Genomic DNA, 19,833 nt, shown 5'->3' on the forward strand with positions numbered 1-19,833 from the left:
CATCGTTGCGCCGTATTGCAGCGGCGTAAGCGACAAAGTGACAAAGCGACAAGCCACAAAACGACAAAGCCCGCCGAAGTGGCGGGCTTGCTTTTGCCCATCCCCGGAACAGCGGGGATGGCATCCGGACTCACGGTTGGGCGCCGTCGCACGTCATTACACAATGACGGGAATCGCCCGATGAGACGATCACTTGCCTGGCTGCGCCAGCGACGACCGTTCGTCCGGAAGCACTTCGGACTTGCTTAGTAACCGGCGGTTTCGAGCGCGCGGATACGTTGTTCCAACTCAATGATGTCCTTCGACTCAGCCAAAAACGCTTCACGACGACGACGCTCAGCGGTTTCAAACCAAGTGTTCACGACTTCAAACAGGGCGGCAAACATGACGTTTCTCCATTTCAATTAGTGTGCTGCATCGCAGCAGTGCTTCGCATTATATAGGGTTTTCCCGGTAAGGGTTAGCCCTTATGCGGGAAAAACCAACAAAACCTGCTAGAGCAGTGCTTCGAATGGAGTCAATTCCATCAAAAACAATTAAAAATCAATAACTTATATAAACAACAACGCCACCTCATGCCGTCCACGGCACACTGTCGCACGGCACGATCAAAATTCGAGAGACAAAAAAAGCGCCGCTACTGCGGCGCATCACGAAGTCAACCAGGGCTCACGTGTGACATCGATCAAACGTCATATCATCGTCGAGAGCCTTATGGGGCGTGGCGTACCACTTGAGCATCCCCGTCGCTGACTGGCCCGTCAGTCGCGGTTCCAGTCGTGGTTCCGGTCGTGGTCACGGTACCGGTTGCACCTGCGTCCGACGCCGTGTTCTGATGCGCCGCAGTGCCGCAGGCGGCTGTGGCATGCGTACCACTATCGCGCTTCGTACCCGGTCCGCCCGGCAGTTCCGCCCCCGCCAGCCCCTCAAGGATCGGACAATCGGGACGCTCGTCGCCATGGCAATGCATCGCCAGATGGGACAGCGTGTCGCGCATCGCCACCAGTTCGCCGATGCGCTGATTGAGTTCGTCGACGTGAGACTGCGCCAGGGCCTTCACCTGAGCGCTGGAGCGCCCGCGATCCTGCCACAGCGCCAGCAGTTGGCGAATCTGGTCGATGCCGAACCCCAGACGCCGCGCCTGACGAATGAAGCGCAGCAGATGGAGATCCTGCTCGCCGTAACGCCGGTAACCCGCCTCGGAGCGGGGGCTCGGGGGCATCAGGCCGATACTCTCGTAGTACCGGATCATCTTGGCCGTAACGCCGCTGGCCTGCGCCGCTTGTCCGATGTTCATGGCGACCTCACTGGGGGGAACGAGGGTTGAACGACGGGAGAGAAGATCCGTTCGCGGCCTTTTCGGTGTCCGACAGCACGAGTCGTGCACTGATTGGCGCATGATCGGAAATCCGCGACCAGGGGCGCCCGTGCAACACTTGCGCCCCTTCGATATGAAAACCGCGTGCGTAAATGCGGTCAAGTCGTAAAAGCGGCAATCCGCTCGGAAAACTGCGGGCAGGACGACCGACGCTGTTCTGAAACACCTCCGTCAGCGCCAGCTTTTCGGCCAGCAGACGGTCCGCCTGATTGCTCCAGTCGTTGAAGTCACCCGCGATGATCAGCGGGGCATCCGAAGGAATGGCATCGGCCACCCGCTCCGTGAGCATTTCGAACTGCCGGCGGCGCCCCTGCCCGGCGAGCGACAAATGCACGCACAAACAATGCAGCGGCTGCGACAGTCCCGGCACGGCAATTTCGCAGTGAAGCATGCCGCGCTTCTCGAAACTATAGGTCGTGATGTCGTGATTGTCCGACTTAACGATCGGATAACGACTCAAAATCGCATTGCCGTGGTGCCCGTGTTCATAGACCACATTGCGGCCATAAGCGTGATCCCGCCACATCGCACCGGCCAGGAACTCATGCTGAGGCTGTACCGGCCAGTTGCTGTGGCGCACCGCGTGGCGCTGGTGCATGCCCTGCACTTCCTGGAGGAAAACCAGATCGGGCGCCAGCCCCTCCAACCCCGCGCGCAATTCGTGAACGCGCAAACGGTTGAATGCGGAAAAGCCTTTGTGGATGTTGTAACTCGCGATATGCAGACTATTCATATTCGGCAGCATCGACTCCGTGCCGGAAGACAGACGATATCACCTAGATGATGCCGCTTTCGGCGAATTTCAAGACAAATGAAAATCCGGGCGACAACTTCGCGGTGTCCGCCAATCCGTCGCCCCCGATCGGTTCATTATGCGCCGTCCGCCTTGTGCGCGGGCGAACACCCGTCAAACGCCCGCCCGGCGGGCCACTTCGCCCTTTGCGCCCTCGGTTTTTACGGCACCGTCCGTGTCGTGCGCCACGCTCCCCTGATCGGCAGGACGCCACCGGCGCAGCAACAACGCATTACTGACGACGCTAACGCTACTGAGCGCCATCGCCGCCCCCGCGATCACCGGACTCAACAGGCCGAACGCCGCCAGCGGAATGCCCACCACGTTGTACGCGAACGCCCAAAACAGGTTCTGACGGATTTTCGACCACGTACGGCGCGAGACATCGATCGCGTCGGCCACGCGCAGCGGATCGCCGCGCATCAGCGTAATGCCCGCCGTCTGCATCGCCACATCCGTTCCCGAGCCCATGGCAATGCCGACATCGGCAGCCGCAAGGGCAGGCGCATCGTTGATGCCGTCACCGACCATCGCTACGACTCCGCCATCCCGTTTGAGTTGCGCCACGACCTCGGCCTTGTTCTCAGGCAGCACGTCCGCATGAACCTCGTCGAGCCCCAGCGCGTCTGCCACCGCCCTGGCGCTTCCCGCGTTGTCGCCCGTCACCATCACACACCGCACGCCCAGCGCATGCAGCCGTTCGACAGCAGCTCGCGCGCTCTCCTTGAGCGTGTCGCCGAACGCCAGCAATCCGAGCAGACGCGCTGCACCGCCCCCCCCGGTCGACGCGCCGCCCTCCGCCACGGTCTCCACCAACCACGATACCGTGCGGCCCTCACTGGCCAGTCGAGCGGCTTCCTGCGCCAGCGCTCCCTGCGAAACACCGAGTTCATCGAGCAATCGGGCGTTCCCTAACTGAAGCGAATGGCGGACATCGTCCCCCGCGGCCGAAGCGATCCGGATACTGGCCCGCATGCCGCGGCCCGGCAACGCCACGATATCGGATGCCACCGGCACCGCCGACGTTTGCCCGGCTTGCTCGACCGCCGTCGTCACCGCCCTGGCCAACGGATGCGAACTCCCCGACTGCACTGCGGCAGCCCACTGCAAGAGTGTGTCGGCACGGACGCCTTGCGCCGGCAGATACGCGACCAGACGCGGCTTACCTTCCGTTAGCGTACCGGTCTTGTCGAATGCCACGACGTCGATGCGATGCGCCAGTTCGAGCGCCTCGGCGTCCTTGATGAGAATGCCCTGCCGCGCCGCTGCCCCCGTGCCGACCATGATGGCCGCCGGTGTGGCGAGACCCAGTGCGCAAGGACACGCGATCACCAGCACCGCCACGGCATTCAGTAACGACGCTTCCAGCCCGATTCCGGATAGCCATCCGCCGATCACCGTGGCGATAGCGATCAGCACCACCACCGGCACAAACACCGCTGCCACTCGATCCACAGCCCGCTGGATCGGCGCCTTGCCTGCCTGAGCGTCTTCGACCATGCGAATGATGCGCGCCAGCGCGGTATCGGCGCCAACGGCAGTCGTCTGCACGCGCAAAGTGCCCGAACCGTTGATCGACCCGCCCACGACCTTGTCGCCGCCGGCCTTGTCGATGGGCAGCGGCTCACCGGTCAGCAATGACTCATCGAGCTGGCTCGCGCCCTCGCGAATCACACCGTCGACCGGCACCCGCTCACCGGCGCGCACGACGACCCAGTCGCCGACCTTTACCTGCGCAAGCGGCACCGATACCTCAGTGGCAGCCCCCTGCGGATCGCGCAGCACGCGTGCCGTCTCGGGGCGCAACGCCGCCAGCGCACGAATCGCTTCCACGGTACGCCGCTTGGCGCGCGCTTCGAGCCATTTGCCGAGAAGCACCAGCGTGATAACCACCGCCGCCGCTTCGAAATACAGATGCGGCATGCTGCCGGCGGGCGCTCGCCACCACTCGTACACACTGAGGCCATATGCTGCCGACGTGCCCAGCGCCACGAGCAAATCCATGTTGCCGCTACCTGCCACTACCGCCTTGTACCCTGCCCGGTAGAACCGCGCACCGAGCCAGAACTGCACCGGCGTGGCGAGCAACCATTGCACCCACGGCGGCGGCATCAGATGCACGCCGAACGGCTCGACGAGCATGGGCAACAGCAACGGCAGCGACAACACCGCCGCCACAGCCACCGGCCACCATGCCGGGCCACGCTCGACGGCGGCAGCCTGCGCCGGGTCGGTGACCGGCGACGCCTCGTAACCGGCTTTCTCCACGGCCGCGCTCAACACCGCAACGTCCACCACACCGCGTACGCCGCGCACTGCGGCACGCTCGGTTGCCAGATTGACGCTGGCCTCCACCACGCCCGGCACGTTGCGCAGAGCCTTTTCCACCCGTCCCGCACATGACGCGCACGTCATGCCGCCAATGGCAAGTTCGAACGATTGCTCCGCGACCTGATAACCGGCATCGCTCACCGCCGCCTCGACCGCGTCCAGCAACGCCGTCGGCGCCACATCGCCGGCCGCCTCGACGGCGGCCGTTTCGGTTGCAAGGTTCACATTCGCGCCCGCTACGCCGGGGGCGCGGCGCAACGCCTTCTCCACCCGCGTCACACACGATGCGCAGGTCATGCCTTCGATACCGACCGACCAGTTCTGAGTCATCTATGGGCCTCCACGAGGACTGTCATCATGCGTCACAGCATAGACCTTGCCATGACAGGAAGGTCAAGCACTATGCGGTAACTCGTCGCGAATTGCGTTCCGTTCGCGAACGGGTATGGACGGGTATGGGTATATAGGTGTGGTTCTGCCGTCGCGCCTTATCACGATAGCGCCGCCGCGACCGCACGTGTTTAGGGGACGTCCGAGCCGTTACCCGACATGTCCGAAAAAAGGCTTGAGCTTCCCGCCGTAGGAAGGTCTATCATCGATTCAACTGATCAGTGCCATCTGTGCAACCGAACCTCTTGAAAGGAGAGCAAACATGCAAGTGCAAGTCGAGGGTATGAGCTGCGGTCATTGCGTCAAGGCTGTCACGCGGGCGATCATCGAGCGCGATCCAAACGCGAAGGTCAATGTGGACCTGGGTGCGGGAAGTGTCGACGTACAAAGCGGTCTGTCGGCAGCCGAAGTCAGCGCCGCCATTACCGAAGCGGGTTATACGGTCAGGGGCACCCAGACCTGAACGTTCGTTCGGCGCCGGTTCGGCCAACCGGCGCATTAACGTCGCGGGCGGCGCCTCGCCCTGCGACATCCCCTGCGACATCCCCTGCGACATCTTTTCCGGCCCTCCTCGCCTGCCTCCCCCCTCCCTTGCTCGCCTCACCGCCTCCATTCCCACGCACGCCACGCGGCCTTCCCTGCGCCTCGCAACGCCTTGTGCTACGCTTTGTCCCGCCGAGTACGCAATGACACCGCGCGATGCGTGACAGCACAGCGACATTCGTACGGCATACACGTCTTCAGGGCGGGGTGAAAGTCCCCACCGGCGGTATATGACACTGCGCAGTTCGCTGCGACGTCATGAGCCCGCGAGCGCCTGCCACCGTTGTTTCGCAACATCGGCGGGGTCAGCAGATCTGGTGCGAAGCCAGAGCCGACGGTCATAGTCCGGATGAGAGAAGATGCGTCGACACCCGCGTGCCTTGGGATGCCATCCCATGGTCACGTCCGTTCGCATGCCCCGAAAACGTTTTTCGCCCGATTGACTTACGCGAGGAGCGTTTCATGTCCACCAGCAACAACCGCCATACCCAAGCCGCATCGCAAGACACCGCCTCGACCGACGATCTGTACGCCTATCCGGCATTCGCCGATCTGCCGCCGGTCGAAATGCGTCTGGCCGCCGCGCTCGAGGCCATGCGCGAAGGTCGTCCCGTCATTCTGATGGATGATCTCGACCGCGAAAACGAAGCCGATCTGATTGTCGCCGCAGAGAAAATCACCCCCGCCACGATGGCGATGCTGATCCGCGAATGCAGCGGCATCGTGTGCCTGTGTCTGCCCGACGAAACGCTGCGCCGTCTCGATCTGCCGCCGATGGTCGAACAGAATCAGAGCCGTTACGGCACTGCGTTCACGGTGACGATCGAAGCGCGTCAGGGCGTGAGCACCGGCGTGTCGGCAGCGGACCGCGTGACCACGATCCGCGCGGCAATTGCCGACGACGCCCAGCCGTCCGACCTTTCCCGGCCAGGCCACGTGTTCCCGCTGCGCGCGCAGCCGGGTGGCGTGCTCACGCGGCGCGGTCACACGGAAGGCTCGGTCGACCTGGCAATTCTCGCCGGACTCAAGCCCGCCGCCGTGCTGTGCGAACTGATGAACCCGGATGGCACAATGACGCGCGGCGCCGACATCGAGCGCTTTGCCAGGCAGCACGATCTGCCCATTCTGACCATCGACGAACTCGCGACCTACCGCCTCGGCCGCGCTCAGGCCGCCTGAGACGCCCCGGCCCCTTCCCCCTCCCCTCACCCCCTGCTCTCCTCGGCCATTCGAGCCGCGAAACGGGAGCACTGCCCGCAGCAACGGCGGTCACCGCCGTTGCCGCGATGCCGGTTTGCGCCCCTCCCCCTGCAACCCGTCGACGCTTCCCTCTAACGCAAGATGAGCAATCGAGCGCGGGCACTCCTATAATCGGCCAGACAAGTCGAATGCCTAGCATTATAAAAGTTACGAGGAAGACGTCATGAGCACGAAACCGGGCAACGCCACCGATGCCGCCGCCGTTCTGGCGCAATGGGAAGCTGACGAAGCTGCCGTGCGCGAGCGCATGACGCGTAACGGCCCCGCGCGCTACGGTGTGGCGACACCGTCCGACGTGATCGGTCTCACCGGTCAGGAAATCTTCGACGCCATGTTCGACGGCAAGCTGCCGATGCCGCCGATCAGCGAAACGCTCGGCTTCATCGCCGTCGAAGTCGCCAACGGCCGCGCCGTCTTCCAGGGACGCCCGGCACTGCCCTACTACAACCCGCTCGGCTCGATTCACGGTGGCTGGTTCGCCACGCTGCTCGACTCGGCCGTCGCCTGCGCGATTCATTCGACGCTGCCCGCCGGGCGCAGCTATACGACGCTCGAACTGAAGACCAACATGGTCCGTGCCCTCACGCGCGACGTTCCGCTCGTGCGCGCCGAAGGCAAGGTGATTCAGGCGGGACGTCAGGTGGGTATTGCCGAAGGCCGCATCGTCGGCCCGGACGGCACGCTCTACGCCCATGCCACGACCACGTGTCTGATCTTCGACTTCCCGCCGAAGAAGGCTTGAGCGGATCAGGCGCGTAATCGGGCATGTAATTTGACAAGTCATTAGGCATGTAAGCGGTGTCACGGGGACAGGCGCCACGCCGGATACGCGCAGATGCTGCCGACATGAAAAAGCCCGCCGGGGATGTCCCTCGGCGGGCTTCTTTCATGCCCTCTCCGGACCCTGTGCGTCGCGATGGGTCGACGACACGGAGTCCCGCTCAGTGTGACGACGACCCGCCGCCGTGCTCGCCGTCGGGCTGATGTTCGAGCGTTTCTTTCAACGCGATCTGCAATTTGGCGTGCATGCGCACGAACCAGCTACGCATGATGACGGCCAGCACCAGCGTGCCGGCGACGATCAACACGATCATCTCCGTCGACGGCAGAATGCTTGCCGAGAGTGCCGCCACCAGCAGAATCACACCGACCATGGCGGCGATGGGCAGGATCTCGGCGACCACGCGCCGCACCTGAAACGTGTAACGTCCGGTCAGGCTCGGCGGCACCGACAACTCCACGAGCAGCAACGACAGCGACTTGAGCTTGCGATACACCGCGATCAGGAACGGCAGCGACAACACGAGCGCCCCGCCCCAGACCACGGCGCTTTGCAGGCTGGGGTCCGCCACCCACGGCTTCATCAGTTCCGCCAGACGACGATAGAAGAATGCGCCGCCGAGGAAGATGGTGACGACGAGCGCCAGATTGATCGCCACACTGACCACGATACGACGCACGATGGTCACGATGGTCGCGCTGTCGCCCGTCAACTGAATGCTCTGCAGCCACTGCGTGTATTGCCCGAGCACATACGACAGACGCCCGGGCATGGCGCGTCCGAGCCAGCCGGTGAAAGGATCGGCGCTCTTGATGAGATACGGCGTGAGCAGCGTGGTAATGACCGAGACGGCCACGGCAATCGGATAGAGAAAGTCGCTGGTCACTTTGAGCGACAGGCCGAGCGACGCGATGATGAACGAGAATTCCCCGATCTGCGAAAGCCCCATGCCCACGCGCATCGACGTCCGTCCATCCTGCCCCGAAAGATACGACCCCAACCCGCACGACACGATCTTGCCGAGCACCACCGCCACCGTAATGACCAGGATCGGCCACACGTAGGTGACCAGCACATGCGGATCGAGCAACAGGCCGATCGTGACGAAGAACACTGCGCTGAACATGTCGCGCAGCGGCGCGACGAGCCTCTCGATGGTGTGCAACTCGCGTGCTTCGGCCATGATCGCCCCGATCAGGAAGGCGCCGAGCGCCACGCTGTAACCCATCTGGATCACAAGCAGGCAGAAGCCGAAGCACAGCCCGAGTACGACGACGAGCAGCATCTCGTCGCTTTTGAACTTCGCCACGTACGCGAGGACGCGCGGCACCAGCAGAATGCCCACGACCAGCGATACGACCATGAACAGCAGCAGCTTGCCCAGCGTGAAGGTGGCCTCGCCTGCGTCGACCTGGCCGCTGATGGCGATCCCGGAGAGCAACGCGATCATGCCGATGGCGAGGACATCCTCCACGATCAGCACACCGAAGATCAGTTGCGCGAACCGCTCGCGCTTCATGCCGAGTTCGTCGAGCGCCTTGACGATGATCGTGGTCGACGAGACCGCCAGCATCGCCCCGAGGAAGATCGAGTCCATCGCCTTCCAGCCGAAGAAACGGCCGATCTCGTAACCGATCCACAACATCAGCACGATCTCGGTAATCGCCGCCACGAACGCCGTTACGCCCACCCGCGCGAGCTTGCGCAGGCTGAATTCCAGTCCCAGAGAGAACATCAGGAACACAACACCGAGTTCGGCAAGGATCCCGATGGTCTTCTCGTCATGGATGAGCGCAAACGGCGGCGTGTACGGTCCGATGATGACACCCGCCACGATATAGCCGAGCACGACCGGTTGCCGGAACCGGTTGAAGATGACCGTCACGACGCCTGCCAGCAGCATGATGACGGCCAGATCCTGAATGAAGTCGATGGCGTGATGCATCCGATACGTTCTCCCCGCAGCGCGTTGCGCCGATATTGATGTTCTTGACCCACGCCCGCGACACGCCGTGTCTCGACAGGAGACGCAGCGCTCACACAAGACGTGATGCTCGATGAAGGTGGGAAGCCGGTCAGGCGTTGCCTCCTGCCGACTTGATAGACGTTGCGTTCGTTCGCCCGGGCTTGCCGCTTACCTGCTCGCCCGGCCTCCCGGTTTCCCGGAACGACCTGCCGCCGAACCGCCCGCTTGCATACCCTGAAGGGCCTCCGGTTCGCACACCGAAACCGTGCACCGGGCAAACATTCGGCCAAAAACTGGCGCCGAATCAATATACGCGATGGCCGGACACGCGCGCAACCCAAGATTGACGGGGCTTTTCATAAAAAATTCCCGTTTTTCACGGTGTCGTCGGAAATTTTTTTTCTTGCTTTTTGTCTTCTTCGCCTGTGAAATATCACACAAATATCAATCGAATTTCACGAGAGACGCAAATTGCTCGTTCATCGTGCGCTCGCCCGGTGCCCCATCCCTGCATTGACCGCATTGACCGCATTGACCGATTTCACAGGAGTTGTCGACGTATGAGTTCCCGCTTGTCCTTTGTGGTTTCTCCGGCTTCCCCGGTGTCTGCCGCGTCGTCGACCTGCGCCGATGCCGCGCCCGCGCGCGTCGACGTCGTGCTCGACACATTGATCGTTGCCGGCTGGGCCGGGCGCGATCAGGACGCTGTCGAACATCACATCGCCGAACTTGCCGCGTTGGGCGTGCGCCGGCCGTCGAGCACGCCCTGCTTCTACCGTCTCGCCCCCGCGCTGCTGGTGCAGGACGACACCATCGACGTGGTCGGCCAGACCAGCAGCGGGGAAGCCGAATGCGTGCTTCTGCGTCAGGGCGACGAATGGCTCGTGAGCGTCGGATCCGATCACACCGACCGCGAAGTGGAAGCGTATGGCGTGACCGTCTCCAAGCAGGTCTGTGCCAAGCCGGTCGCCCGCCACGCGTGGCGCTATACCGATGTCGCCGCGCACTGGGACCAGTTGGAACTGCGCTCATGGGTGACACGCGAGGGCAAGCGCCGCCTCTATCAGGAAGGCACGGTCGCCGGGCTCTTGTCGCCACGGGAATTGATGGCGAAGCTCGGCCCGCTGGGCCTGCCGTCGGGCGCCGCAATGTTCTGTGGCACACTCGCTGCCATTGGCGGCGTGGCTGGTGGCGAGCAGTTCGAGATCGAACTGCTCGACCCGGTTCTCGGCCGCGCGATCCGGCATCGCTACGCCACGCAGGCGCTGGCGATTGCCGACTGACTGCCTTCCATCCGATGCCCAACGACACTGCTTTCGAGTCCCGCTCCACGGTTTCCGCTGCGGCCGCCACCGTCCTTTCGCAAACGGCCGCCGATGACCGCAGCCTGACAGAGCGCGCTTATGAAGCGATCAAGCACGACATCATCACGTTGCGTCTGCGCCCGGGTGAAACGCTCAACGAAGCGCAACTGATGCAGTCGACCGGGCTCGGGCGCACGCCGGTCCATCAGGCAATGCACCGGCTGGCACTCGAAGGGTTGTTGGTGATCCTGCCGCGCAAAGGCGCGATGGTTGCCCCCGTCTCGCTGAACGACGCGCTCGAAATCATCGACGTGCGCATGATCAATGAGACGTATTGCGTCGAACTCGCGGCGCGCGCGGCCACGCCGGACGACCTCGCTGCCATCGGGTCCGTACTGGAACGATCGCGCGAGGCCATCGCGTCGCGCGACGTGGCCGCGATGATGCGCATCGACCGGGACTTTCACCTGGCGATTTCGCGCGCCTCGCGCAACCAGACGCTCGCCGAACTGTTGCGCGGTCTGCACGAGCGGTCGCTGCGCTTCTGGTTCCTCGCCCTCTCCACGCCCAGTCATCTGGAAGGCGTCTACGAAGAGCATCTCGAACTGTTTGAAGCGCTCGCCGCGCATGACGGCGAGCGCGCCCGCCGGGCGATCGCCCGTCACATCGAAGAATTCCGCACCCAGATCCTGAAAGCGATCTGAACATGAGCACCGACGCCATCGATCTGCAACGCCCCCTGCCCGAACTCGCCGCCGCGCTGGACGCCGGTCGCACCACCAGCCGCGCGCTCACCGAACAGGCGCTCTCGCGCATCGCCGATCCGGCCGGTCAGGGCAACGTCGTTTTCACGCAGGTGGACGCACAGGCCGCACGCGAGGCCGCCGACGGTCTCGACGCCTTGCGCCGCGCGGGCACGCGTTTGTCGCCGCTGATGGGGATCCCCGTCTCGGTCAAGGATCTGTTCGACATTGCCGGTCAGGTCACGCGCGCGGGCTCCAAAATACTTGCCGATGCCGCCCCCGCCACGCACGACGCTCTCGCCGTGGCCCGGCTGCGTCGGGCCGGCGCCGTGATCGTCGGACGCACCAACATGACGGAGTTCGCCTTCTCGGGCCTTGGTCTGAACCCGCACTACGGGACGCCGCGCTCGCCCTGGCAGCGCGAGGCGGGACACATTGCCGGCGGCTCGTCCTCGGGCGCTGCGGCATCGGTGGCCGACGGCATGGCCGCCGTCGCTCTGGGCACCGACACGGGCGGCTCGATCCGTATTCCGTCGGCATTCTGCGGCCTGACGGGCTTCAAGCCGACGGCCGCACGCACACCGCGCGACGGCGCCCTGCCGCTGTCCACGTCGCTCGACTCCGTCGGCCCCATCGGTCGTTCGGTCGATTGCTGCGCGTGGGTCGATGCAATTCTTTCGGGCAACACGGTGAATGAAACGCCAGTCGCTGCGCGCGACGTGCGCGGCATGCGCTTCGGCGTCTTGACGAATGTCGTGCTCGACGGCGCGGAGCCTGCCGCCCTCGCCATCTACGAGCGTGCACTCGCCGCGCTCGCCAAGGCCGGTGCGACCCTCGTCGAATTCAGGTTCGCGCCCTTCGACAATCTGCCCGCCATCAACCGGTTCGGCTTCTCGCCCATCGAGGCGTACGCCTGGCATCGGAAACTGCTCGCCGAGCGGGCCGATGGCTACGATCCCCGGGTGCTCGTGCGCATCCGCAAGGGGGAACCGGCGGGTGCAGCGGATTACATCGACTTGCTCAATGCCCGGGCCGCGCTGATTGCCGCCGCGACCCCGGTCTGGCAGCGCTTCGACGCGGTGCTGTGCCCCACCGTGCCGCTCACGCCGCCGGCCATCGCCCCGCTCGAAGCCAGCGACGAATCGTTCACCGCGACCAATGCGTTGGTGCTGCGCAACCCCACCGCCATCAACATGATCGACGGGTGCGCGTTCTCGCTGCCGTGTCAGGCCAGGGGAGAAGCCCCAACTGGGCTGATGGCCAGCGGCGCAGCGGGCGACGACGCACGTCTTTTCCCGATCGCCCGCGCGATCGAGCAAACCCTGCGCTCGGCAGGTCTGGGCGGTTGACGCCGGCGGCGCGCGCGCCGTGAGGCCGCAATCCTCGCCGGCCTGCGTGCTCGGGCGCCGCCGCAGGACCTCAGCGCACGCGCAAACGTCTGATTTTCGGGCGAAAAGTTCCGTAATTTTTCGACTCACACGCGGCTCGGGCCGGGGTTACAATCCCAGCCCAAGTGCCTGCCGCCCCGCGTCATGCGGGGACCTGCGGGATTTGTGATGGCCTACCGCCCGAAGTGAAATGAACGCTCAAATCGACCCGGCCCTGCGCCGCGAACGTCTGCTGTATCTCCTGCTCACCGTGGTTTGCCTGGCCTTGCTGGGCGGTGCGCTGTACTTCCAGTACGTGCGGCACGAAGACCCTTGTCCGCTGTGCATTCTGGCGCGTTACGCGCTCGTGCTGATCGCGATTTTCGGTCTGGTCGGGGCAGTCTCGCGGGGGTGGGCGGGCATCCAGGTCGCACGCCTGCTCGCGGCGCTTTGCGCAATTGGCGGGATGGCGGCTTCTGCGTATCTCATCTACGTGCAGGCCAATCCGATGGTGAGTTGCGGTTACGACGTGGTCGAAGCGTTCGTCGACAATCTGCCCACGTCGCGGCTGCTGCCGCAGGTCTTCCAGGTCCAGGGCATGTGCCAGACGACGTATCCGCCAATACTCGGCCTGACGCTGCCGATGTGGTCGCTCGCCGCGTTCGTCGTGATTTTCCTGTCGCTGGCGCTGAGTCGCCCGCGCCGCGCGATTTCGCTTCGCTGACCGATTGCGCGTATTGCCCGGCGCACCGTCGTGCCGTTGCACGATCGCGCCGGCGCCGGCAACGGCCGTTCGCCCGCAGGGCCACGGCCGTTGTCGTTACGCGCTCAGGGACGCACCAACGCCGGTGCGTCCGTCCCGGGGGTGCCGGCCGCGTCGAGTTCGGTGGCCACTTCCGCAATCCGCCGACGCAGCCACGTCACTTCGGGCGCTGCGTGGGTACGCTCGTGCCATAGCTGGTAGAAGCGCATCGGCGGGAAACCGATGGGCGAAGGCACCACACGAATCGGCAGATAGCGCGCGTAATGCTGCGCAAACTGGCGTCCCGTCGTGAATACGAGATCGGTGCGCATGAGCACGTACGGCACGAGCCCGAAATAAGGCATCGTCATCTGGATGTTGCGCCGCAGGCCCTGCTCGGCCAGATAACCGTCGATGAAGCTCTGGCGCTCCGCCACGTAAGGCATCGGCGCGAGATGCGGCAACTCCAGATAGTGCTTGAGCGAGATGCCCTTGTTGGCAAGTGGATGCTGCGCGCCGAGCATGCAGACGACCTCGTCGTCGAACAGGCGCGACATGTGCAATTGCGGCGGCGGCTCCAGCCAGTTGCCGATCACCACGTCGAGCGAGCCGTTTTCCAGCGCGCCCGCGTAGTCGAAACCGGCATTGATCGGCTGGACGTGCAGCCGCGCCGAGGGCGCGTCGCGGCGCAGCACTTCGGCGATGTTCGGCAGGAAGACGGCATCGAGATAATCGGGCGCACCCAGCCGAAACGCCCGCGTGGTGGTCTGCGGGGCGAATTCCGTACTGGGATGCGTGATCCGCTCGATGGCGGCGAGCGCATCGGTGGCGTAGCCCAGCAACTCGCGACCGCGCTCCGTGGCCACCATGCCGCTCTTGCCGCGCACCAGAATGGCGTCGCCGGTGATCTCGCGCAGGCGGCGCAGCGAGTTGCTGATGGCCGGCTGCGACTGGCCGAGCTTGAGTGCGGCGCGCGAGACGCTTTGTTCGGTCAGCAGCGTGTGAAGTACCCGCAGCAGGTAGGCGTCGATCTGTTCGCGGGGTCTTTGCATGGGCGAAAGTGCTGTGGTGGCGGGTTGAACACCGGGAAACGGCAATAAACAGCAATAGACAGCAATAAGCGGCAATAACCGCCGAGCCGAGCCGGTAGTTTATGACAATGATGCGTCATCGGGGCGCCGGAATAGCCATCATCATGGCAGCGAAATATTTCCCCCTGCCGCCGGTGCTATCTTCGGCTCATCCCTACGCCGGCCTTTCCAATACCCTCCGGCGCCCCCGCAATCACCACTGCACTACACTGAGAACCATGGAGACACAAGCCATCCGCTTCTTTTACCGCGGCAAGGTGCACGAGGTCGCTGGCGAAGCCACGACGCGCACCGTGCTTCAGTACACGCGCGAAGACCTGCACTGCACCGGCACCAAGGAAGGGTGCGCCGAGGGAGATTGCGGCGCCTGCACGGTCGTGATCGGTGAACTGGCCGACGATGGCGGCGTGGCGCTGCGCGCGGTCAACGCCTGCATCCAGTTCCTGCCCACGCTCGACGGCAAGGCCCTCTTCACGGTCGAAGATCTGCGCGCCGCCGACGGCACGCTGCATCCGGTGCAGCAGGCGCTGGTGGACTGCCATGCCTCGCAGTGCGGCTTCTGCACCCCGGGCTTCGTCATGTCGCTGTGGGCGATGTACCAGAATCGTCCGCTGGACGCCGGCTGCCCGACCCGCCGCGAGATCGACGACGTGCTCTCCGGCAATCTGTGCCGCTGCACGGGCTACCGTCCCATCGTCGACGCCGCCCAGAAGATGTTCGAATTGCCGCGTCCCGAATTCGACCGCCAGGCGCTGGCCCGAGAACTTCAGGCATTGCAGCGCGGCGACACGCTCTCCTACGAGCACAACGGCCATGTCTTCCATGCACCGCGCACGCTGGCCGAACTGGGCCGTCTGCGCGCCGCTTATCCGGACGCCCGCATTCTCGCCGGCAGCACCGACGTCGGCCTGTGGGTGACGAAGCAATTCCGCGAGTTGAAGCACCTCATCTACATCGGTCAGGTTGCAGAACTGCGCGAGATTTCGCAGGGTGCGAAGGACATCTACATCGGCGCGGCGGCCTTGCTCAACGACGCGTTCGATGCGCTCGTCCGGCACTATCCGGATCTGGCCGAACTGCGTCAGCGTTTCGCCTCGTTTCCGATTCGCAACGCCGGGACATTGGGTGGCAACGTCGCCAACGGCTCGCCCATCGGCGACTCGATGCCCGCGCTGATCGTACTCGGCACGCGCATCGTGCTGCACCGCGAAGGCGTGGTGCGCGAGATGCCGCTCGAAGACTTCTATCTCGCCTATCAGAAGAACGCCCTCGAAGCGGGCGAATTCGTGCAGGGCATTCGCGTGCCGCTGCCGGGCGCAGCCCAACGTTTTCGCACCTACAAGCTGGCCAAGCGCTTCGACCAGGACATCTCGGCGGTGTGCGCAGCGTTCGCCGTCGAACTCGACGGCGACATCGTACGCTCGGCCCGCGTGGCCTTCGGCGGCATGGCGGCCACGCCCAAGCGCGGCAGCGCGATCGAAGCGGCGCTGAGCGGGCAGCCGTTCACCGAGGCGACCGTGCGTGCTGCGATGGCCGCCTTGCCGAGCGACTACCAGCCGTTGTCGGACATGCGCGCGACGAGCGCCTATCGTCTGGCCGGCGCACAGAATCTGCTGTATCGTTTTTTCCTGGAAACGCGCACCGACGCGCCGCTTGCGGCCCACGAAGTGAACGCGTTCGCCAACGTCTAACCGGAGCCGCCCCATGAACACGCAAGTCGAAGGCTTCATGACGCACGCCGCTCCGGCCGCCGCGCAGGTCGGCCGCTCGCGCACGCACGAGTCCGCTGAACTCCACGTGTGCGGTGAAGCCACCTACACCGACGACATTCCCGAGTTGCAAGGCACGCTGCATTGCGCACTCGGCCCGTCGCCCAAGGCCCATGCCCGCATCCTCTCGCTCGATCTGGACGCCGTGCGGCGCGCTCCGGGCGTGGTCGCCGTGCTCACCGCTGCCGACATCCCCGGCGTGAACGACTGCGGCCCGCTCGTCCACGACGATCCGATCCTCGCGGACGGCGTCGTCCAGTACATCGGTCAACCGATGTTCGCGGTGGTCGCCGAGTCGCACGACGCCGCACGCCGCGCAGCGCGTCTGGCCAAGGGCGAATACGAGGACCTTCCTGCCATCCTCACGCCGCAGGCGGCCAAGGCGGCCGGCGCGGGCGTGATCCCGCCGATGCACCTGCGTCGCGGCGATGCCGACGCCGCCCTGCAAGCCTCGGCGAACCGTCTGAGCGGCACGTTCGAATGTAACGGACAGGAGCAGTTCTACCTCGAAGGGCAAATTTCGTACGCGATTCCCAAGGAAAACGACGGCCTTCATCTCTATTGCTCGACGCAGCACCCGACCGAGATGCAGGCGCTCGTCTCGCATGCACTGGGCTGGCATAGCCATCAGGTGCAGGTCGAATGCCGCCGCATGGGCGGCGGCTTCGGCGGCAAGGAATCGCAATCGGGCCTGTTCGCCTGCGTGGCCGCGCTGTGCGCGACACGCCTGAAGCGCCCTGTGAAGCTGCGTCTGGATCGCGACGACGACTTCATGATGACGGGCAAGCGTCACGGCTTCTATTTCGAATACGACGTGGGCTTCGACGACGAGGGCCGCATCACCGCCGCCAAGGTCGACATGACGCTGCGCGCGGGCTTCTCGGCCGACCTCTCCGGTCCGGTCGCCACACGCGCCATCTGCCACTTCGACAACGCGTACTACGTACCGGACGCCGATCTGCGCGCCCTGTGCGGCAAGACCAACACGCAATCGAACACCGCATTCCGTGGCTTCGGCGGCCCGCAGGGCGCGCTCATCATGGAAGTGCTGCAAGACGCCATTGCGCGACGTCTGGGCAAGGATGCGCTCGACGTTCGCCGCGTCAATTTCTACGGCAAGACCGAGCGCAACGTCACGCCGTACGGGCAAGTCGTGAAGGACAACATCATTCACGAACTGGTCGCGGAACTGGAGCGCACGAGCGATTACCGCGCGCGTCGCGACGCCGTGCGCGAGTTCAACCGCACGAGTCCGGTGCTGCGAAAAGGGCTCGCGCTCACGCCCCTGAAGTTCGGCATCTCGTTCAACGTGCAGGCCTTCAATCAGGCCGGCGCGCTCGTCCACGTCTACCGCGACGGCTCGATGCTCGTGAACCACGGTGGCACGGAGATGGGGCAGGGCCTGAACACCAAGGTGGCGCAGGTCGTCGCGCACGAACTCGGTGTCGACCTCTCGCACGTGCGTGTGACGGCCACCGACACGAGCAAGGTCGCGAACACGTCGGCCACCGCCGCATCCACCGGCGCCGACCTGAACGGCAAGGCGGCGCAGAACGCCGCATGGCAGATCCGGCAGCGTCTTGCCGCCTTCGCCGCGCAGAAGTACGGCGGCTCGGCGGACGACGTGCGTTTCGCCAACGGGGTCGTCAGCGCGAACGGCAACGACGTGCCCTTCCCCGACCTCGTGGAAGCCGCCTACTGGGCGCGCGTGCAGCTCTGGTCCGACGGCTTCTACGCCACCCCCGGGCTGTCGTGGGACGCCAAGACGATGAACGGCAATCCGTTCTTCTACTTTGCCTACGGTGCGGCCGTCTCGGAAGTCGTTCTCGACACGCTCACCGGCGAATGGCGTCTGCTGCGTGCCGACGTACTGCACGACGCCGGCAAGTCGATCAACCCTGCGCTCGACATCGGGCAGGTCGAAGGGGCGTTCATCCAGGGCATGGGCTGGCTAACGACGGAAGAACTGTGGTGGAACAAGGACGGCAAGCTCATGACGCACGCCCCGTCCACCTACAAGATTCCCGGCATCAGCGATTGCCCGACGGACTTCCGCGTGGCGCTGTATGAGAACGCCAACGTCATGGATTCGATCCACCGCTCGAAGGCGGTGGGCGAGCCGCCGCTGTTGTTGCCGTTCTCGGTGTTCAACGCCCTGCGCGATGCCGTGGCCAGTGTGAACGACTATCGCGACGAACCGGTGCTCAACGCGCCGGCAACGTCCGAAGCGTTGCTCATGGCGATCACCGAATTGCGCACACGGAGCGCCGCCTGATGCATCGCTGGGTCGACGCCGCCCACAAGCTGCTCGTTCGCGGTGAAGCCGCGGTATTGGTGACGATCGCGCGCGTGGAAGGCTCTGCGCCGCGCGAAGCGGGCACCCATCTGCTCGTTACGCGCGAACACGTATGGGAGACGATCGGCGGCGGGCATCTCGAATGGCGGGCGATGGACGTCGCACGTCAGTTGCTGCGCCAGTACGGGCAGCAGGGCGCGCGGCACGTCGAGCGTTTCGCGCTCGGCCCGAGTTTGGGGCAGTGCTGCGGCGGGGCCGTCACCCTCGCCTTCGAAGTCCTCACGCTGGCCGATCTGGCCTGGGTGAGCGCACTGCACAAGCGTCTTGCCGCGGGCGAAGCCAGCTTGCGCAGTGTGGCGTTCGGCGCACCCGGGGCCGACGCCGCGGCGAGCCAGCAGCAAGGCGGGCCGGTCCTGCTGAGCGAACTCGATGCCGGCGAACCGCTCGCGCATCCGCACACCCTCACGCGCGACGCCGACGATGCGGCCTGCGCCTTCTGGCAAGCCAGCGACGGCTGGCTGTGGCTCTCCGAACGGCTTGCGCCGAGCGATTTTCATATCGTGCTGTTCGGCGCCGGGCACGTGGGACAGGCCGTCGTACAGGTGCTCGCCACGCTACCGTGCCGCGTGACGTGGGCCGACGAGCGCACCGAGACGTTTCCCGAATCGGTGCCGCCCAATACCGTCGTCGAGTCGACCGACACGCCCGAAGCGCTCGTGGCCGAAGCGCCGCCCGGCGCGTATTTCCTCGTCATGACGCATAACCATGCGCTCGACCAGCGCCTGTGCGAGGCGATCTTCAAACGCGACGATTTCGCCTATTTCGGACTGATCGGGTCGATGACCAAGCGTCGCCAGTTCGAGCATCGTTTGCGCGAGCGCGGCGTGCCGCCGGAGCGTTTCGAGCAGATGATATGCCCCATCGGCGTGGCAGGCATCACCGGCAAGGCTCCCGCGACGATTGCGATTGCGCTCGCCGCACAGCTGTTGCGCGTGCGCGAGCAGCAAATGCGTCAGAGCGGGCCGGCCGCCATGTCCGACAATGGCGTTGCCGTCTGAACCGGGGTTCTGCTTCGAACG

Annotated in this window: 15 protein-coding genes, 1 pseudogene and 1 riboswitch; of the genes and pseudogenes, 10 read left to right on the forward strand and 6 right to left on the reverse strand. The window is 64.8% G+C overall.

Annotation, left to right across the window (positions count from 1 at the left end; translation table 11 throughout):
* Positions 1–245: 245 nt before the first annotated feature.
* From AB870_RS25695 to AB870_RS15400, 4 genes and pseudogenes are all read right to left on the reverse strand, one after another.
* On the reverse strand, positions 246–386 hold the full coding sequence (locus AB870_RS25695) for a DUF3563 family protein (protein WP_072617503.1): 141 nt from the start codon (positions 384–386) through the stop codon (positions 246–248).
* A 518-nt stretch (positions 387–904) separates the two neighbouring features.
* Positions 905–1,297: pseudogene (gene cueR / locus AB870_RS15390) on the reverse strand (Cu(I)-responsive transcriptional regulator); the annotation flags it as partial.
* Between the two features lie 7 nt (positions 1,298–1,304).
* Entirely contained in the window at positions 1,305–2,123 is an 819-nt protein-coding gene (locus AB870_RS15395; RefSeq protein ID WP_064674847.1) for an endonuclease/exonuclease/phosphatase family protein, read from the reverse strand.
* Between the two features lie 162 nt (positions 2,124–2,285).
* A complete protein-coding gene (locus AB870_RS15400; protein ID WP_084663739.1) occupies positions 2,286–4,832 on the reverse strand; it encodes a heavy metal translocating P-type ATPase in 2,547 nt (848 codons plus the stop codon).
* A gap of 322 nt (positions 4,833–5,154) precedes the next feature.
* On the opposite strand from AB870_RS15400, the gene AB870_RS15405 reads away from it, so the two are divergent.
* The 3 genes from AB870_RS15405 to AB870_RS15415 all read left to right on the forward strand — a co-directional run bounded on the left by AB870_RS15405 (position 5,155) and on the right by AB870_RS15415 (position 7,437).
* Positions 5,155–5,355 (forward strand): heavy-metal-associated domain-containing protein, encoded by a 201-nt coding sequence (locus AB870_RS15405; RefSeq protein WP_047905390.1) that lies wholly within the window; start codon positions 5,155–5,157, stop codon positions 5,353–5,355.
* 269 nt (positions 5,356–5,624) lie between these two features.
* A riboswitch (FMN riboswitch) is annotated at positions 5,625–5,800 on the forward strand.
* A gap of 97 nt (positions 5,801–5,897) precedes the next feature.
* Positions 5,898–6,614 carry a 3,4-dihydroxy-2-butanone-4-phosphate synthase gene (gene ribB / locus AB870_RS15410; RefSeq protein WP_084663741.1) on the forward strand — a complete coding sequence of 239 codons (717 nt, stop codon included), beginning with the start codon at positions 5,898–5,900 and terminating at the stop codon, positions 6,612–6,614.
* A gap of 244 nt (positions 6,615–6,858) precedes the next feature.
* A complete protein-coding gene (locus AB870_RS15415) occupies positions 6,859–7,437 on the forward strand; it encodes a PaaI family thioesterase (RefSeq protein WP_047905391.1) in 579 nt (192 codons plus the stop codon).
* Between the two features lie 199 nt (positions 7,438–7,636).
* On the opposite strand, the gene AB870_RS15420 is transcribed toward AB870_RS15415, so the two are convergent.
* A complete protein-coding gene (locus AB870_RS15420; protein ID WP_047905392.1) occupies positions 7,637–9,421 on the reverse strand; it encodes a cation:proton antiporter in 1,785 nt (594 codons plus the stop codon).
* 581 nt (positions 9,422–10,002) lie between these two features.
* On the opposite strand from AB870_RS15420, the gene AB870_RS15425 reads away from it, so the two are divergent.
* The 4 genes from AB870_RS15425 (at position 10,003) to AB870_RS15440 (ending at position 13,580) form a co-directional block, all read left to right on the forward strand.
* Positions 10,003–10,725, forward strand: coding sequence for a DUF2848 domain-containing protein (locus AB870_RS15425; protein WP_084663743.1), 723 nt, complete (start codon positions 10,003–10,005; stop codon positions 10,723–10,725).
* Positions 10,726–10,739: 14 nt separating this feature from the next.
* Positions 10,740–11,450 (forward strand): GntR family transcriptional regulator, encoded by a 711-nt coding sequence (locus AB870_RS15430; protein WP_084663745.1) that lies wholly within the window; start codon positions 10,740–10,742, stop codon positions 11,448–11,450.
* Positions 11,451–11,452: 2 nt separating this feature from the next.
* On the forward strand, positions 11,453–12,838 hold the full coding sequence (locus AB870_RS15435; protein ID WP_047905394.1) for an amidase: 1,386 nt from the start codon (positions 11,453–11,455) through the stop codon (positions 12,836–12,838).
* A gap of 229 nt (positions 12,839–13,067) precedes the next feature.
* Positions 13,068–13,580, forward strand: a complete 513-nt coding sequence (locus AB870_RS15440) for a disulfide bond formation protein B (protein ID WP_047905395.1) — start codon at positions 13,068–13,070, stop codon at positions 13,578–13,580.
* 104 nt (positions 13,581–13,684) lie between these two features.
* On the opposite strand, the gene AB870_RS15445 is transcribed toward AB870_RS15440, so the two are convergent.
* Positions 13,685–14,650 carry a LysR substrate-binding domain-containing protein gene (locus AB870_RS15445; RefSeq protein WP_047905396.1) on the reverse strand — a complete coding sequence of 322 codons (966 nt, stop codon included), beginning with the start codon at positions 14,648–14,650 and terminating at the stop codon, positions 13,685–13,687.
* Between the two features lie 257 nt (positions 14,651–14,907).
* Here AB870_RS15445 and xdhA point away from each other — a divergent pair, with 257 nt between their 5' ends.
* The 3 genes from xdhA to xdhC are packed head-to-tail and all read left to right on the forward strand — an operon-like array spanning position 14,908 to position 19,812.
* A complete protein-coding gene (gene xdhA, locus AB870_RS15450) occupies positions 14,908–16,380 on the forward strand; it encodes a xanthine dehydrogenase small subunit (protein WP_047905397.1) in 1,473 nt (490 codons plus the stop codon).
* A gap of 13 nt (positions 16,381–16,393) precedes the next feature.
* The gene (xdhB, locus tag AB870_RS15455) at positions 16,394–18,733 is read left to right on the forward strand and encodes a xanthine dehydrogenase molybdopterin binding subunit (protein ID WP_047905398.1); all 2,340 of its coding nucleotides are present in this window, start codon (positions 16,394–16,396) and stop codon (positions 18,731–18,733) included.
* A complete protein-coding gene (xdhC, locus tag AB870_RS15460; RefSeq protein ID WP_047905399.1) occupies positions 18,733–19,812 on the forward strand; it encodes a xanthine dehydrogenase accessory protein XdhC in 1,080 nt (359 codons plus the stop codon). Before xdhB ends, xdhC begins: the two co-directional genes overlap by 1 nt.
* The last annotated feature ends 21 nt before the right edge of the window (positions 19,813–19,833 follow it).

Origin of the sequence: Pandoraea faecigallinarum (assembly GCF_001029105.3) — a bacterium.
In the GTDB taxonomy this organism is placed as follows: domain Bacteria; phylum Pseudomonadota; class Gammaproteobacteria; order Burkholderiales; family Burkholderiaceae; genus Pandoraea; species Pandoraea faecigallinarum.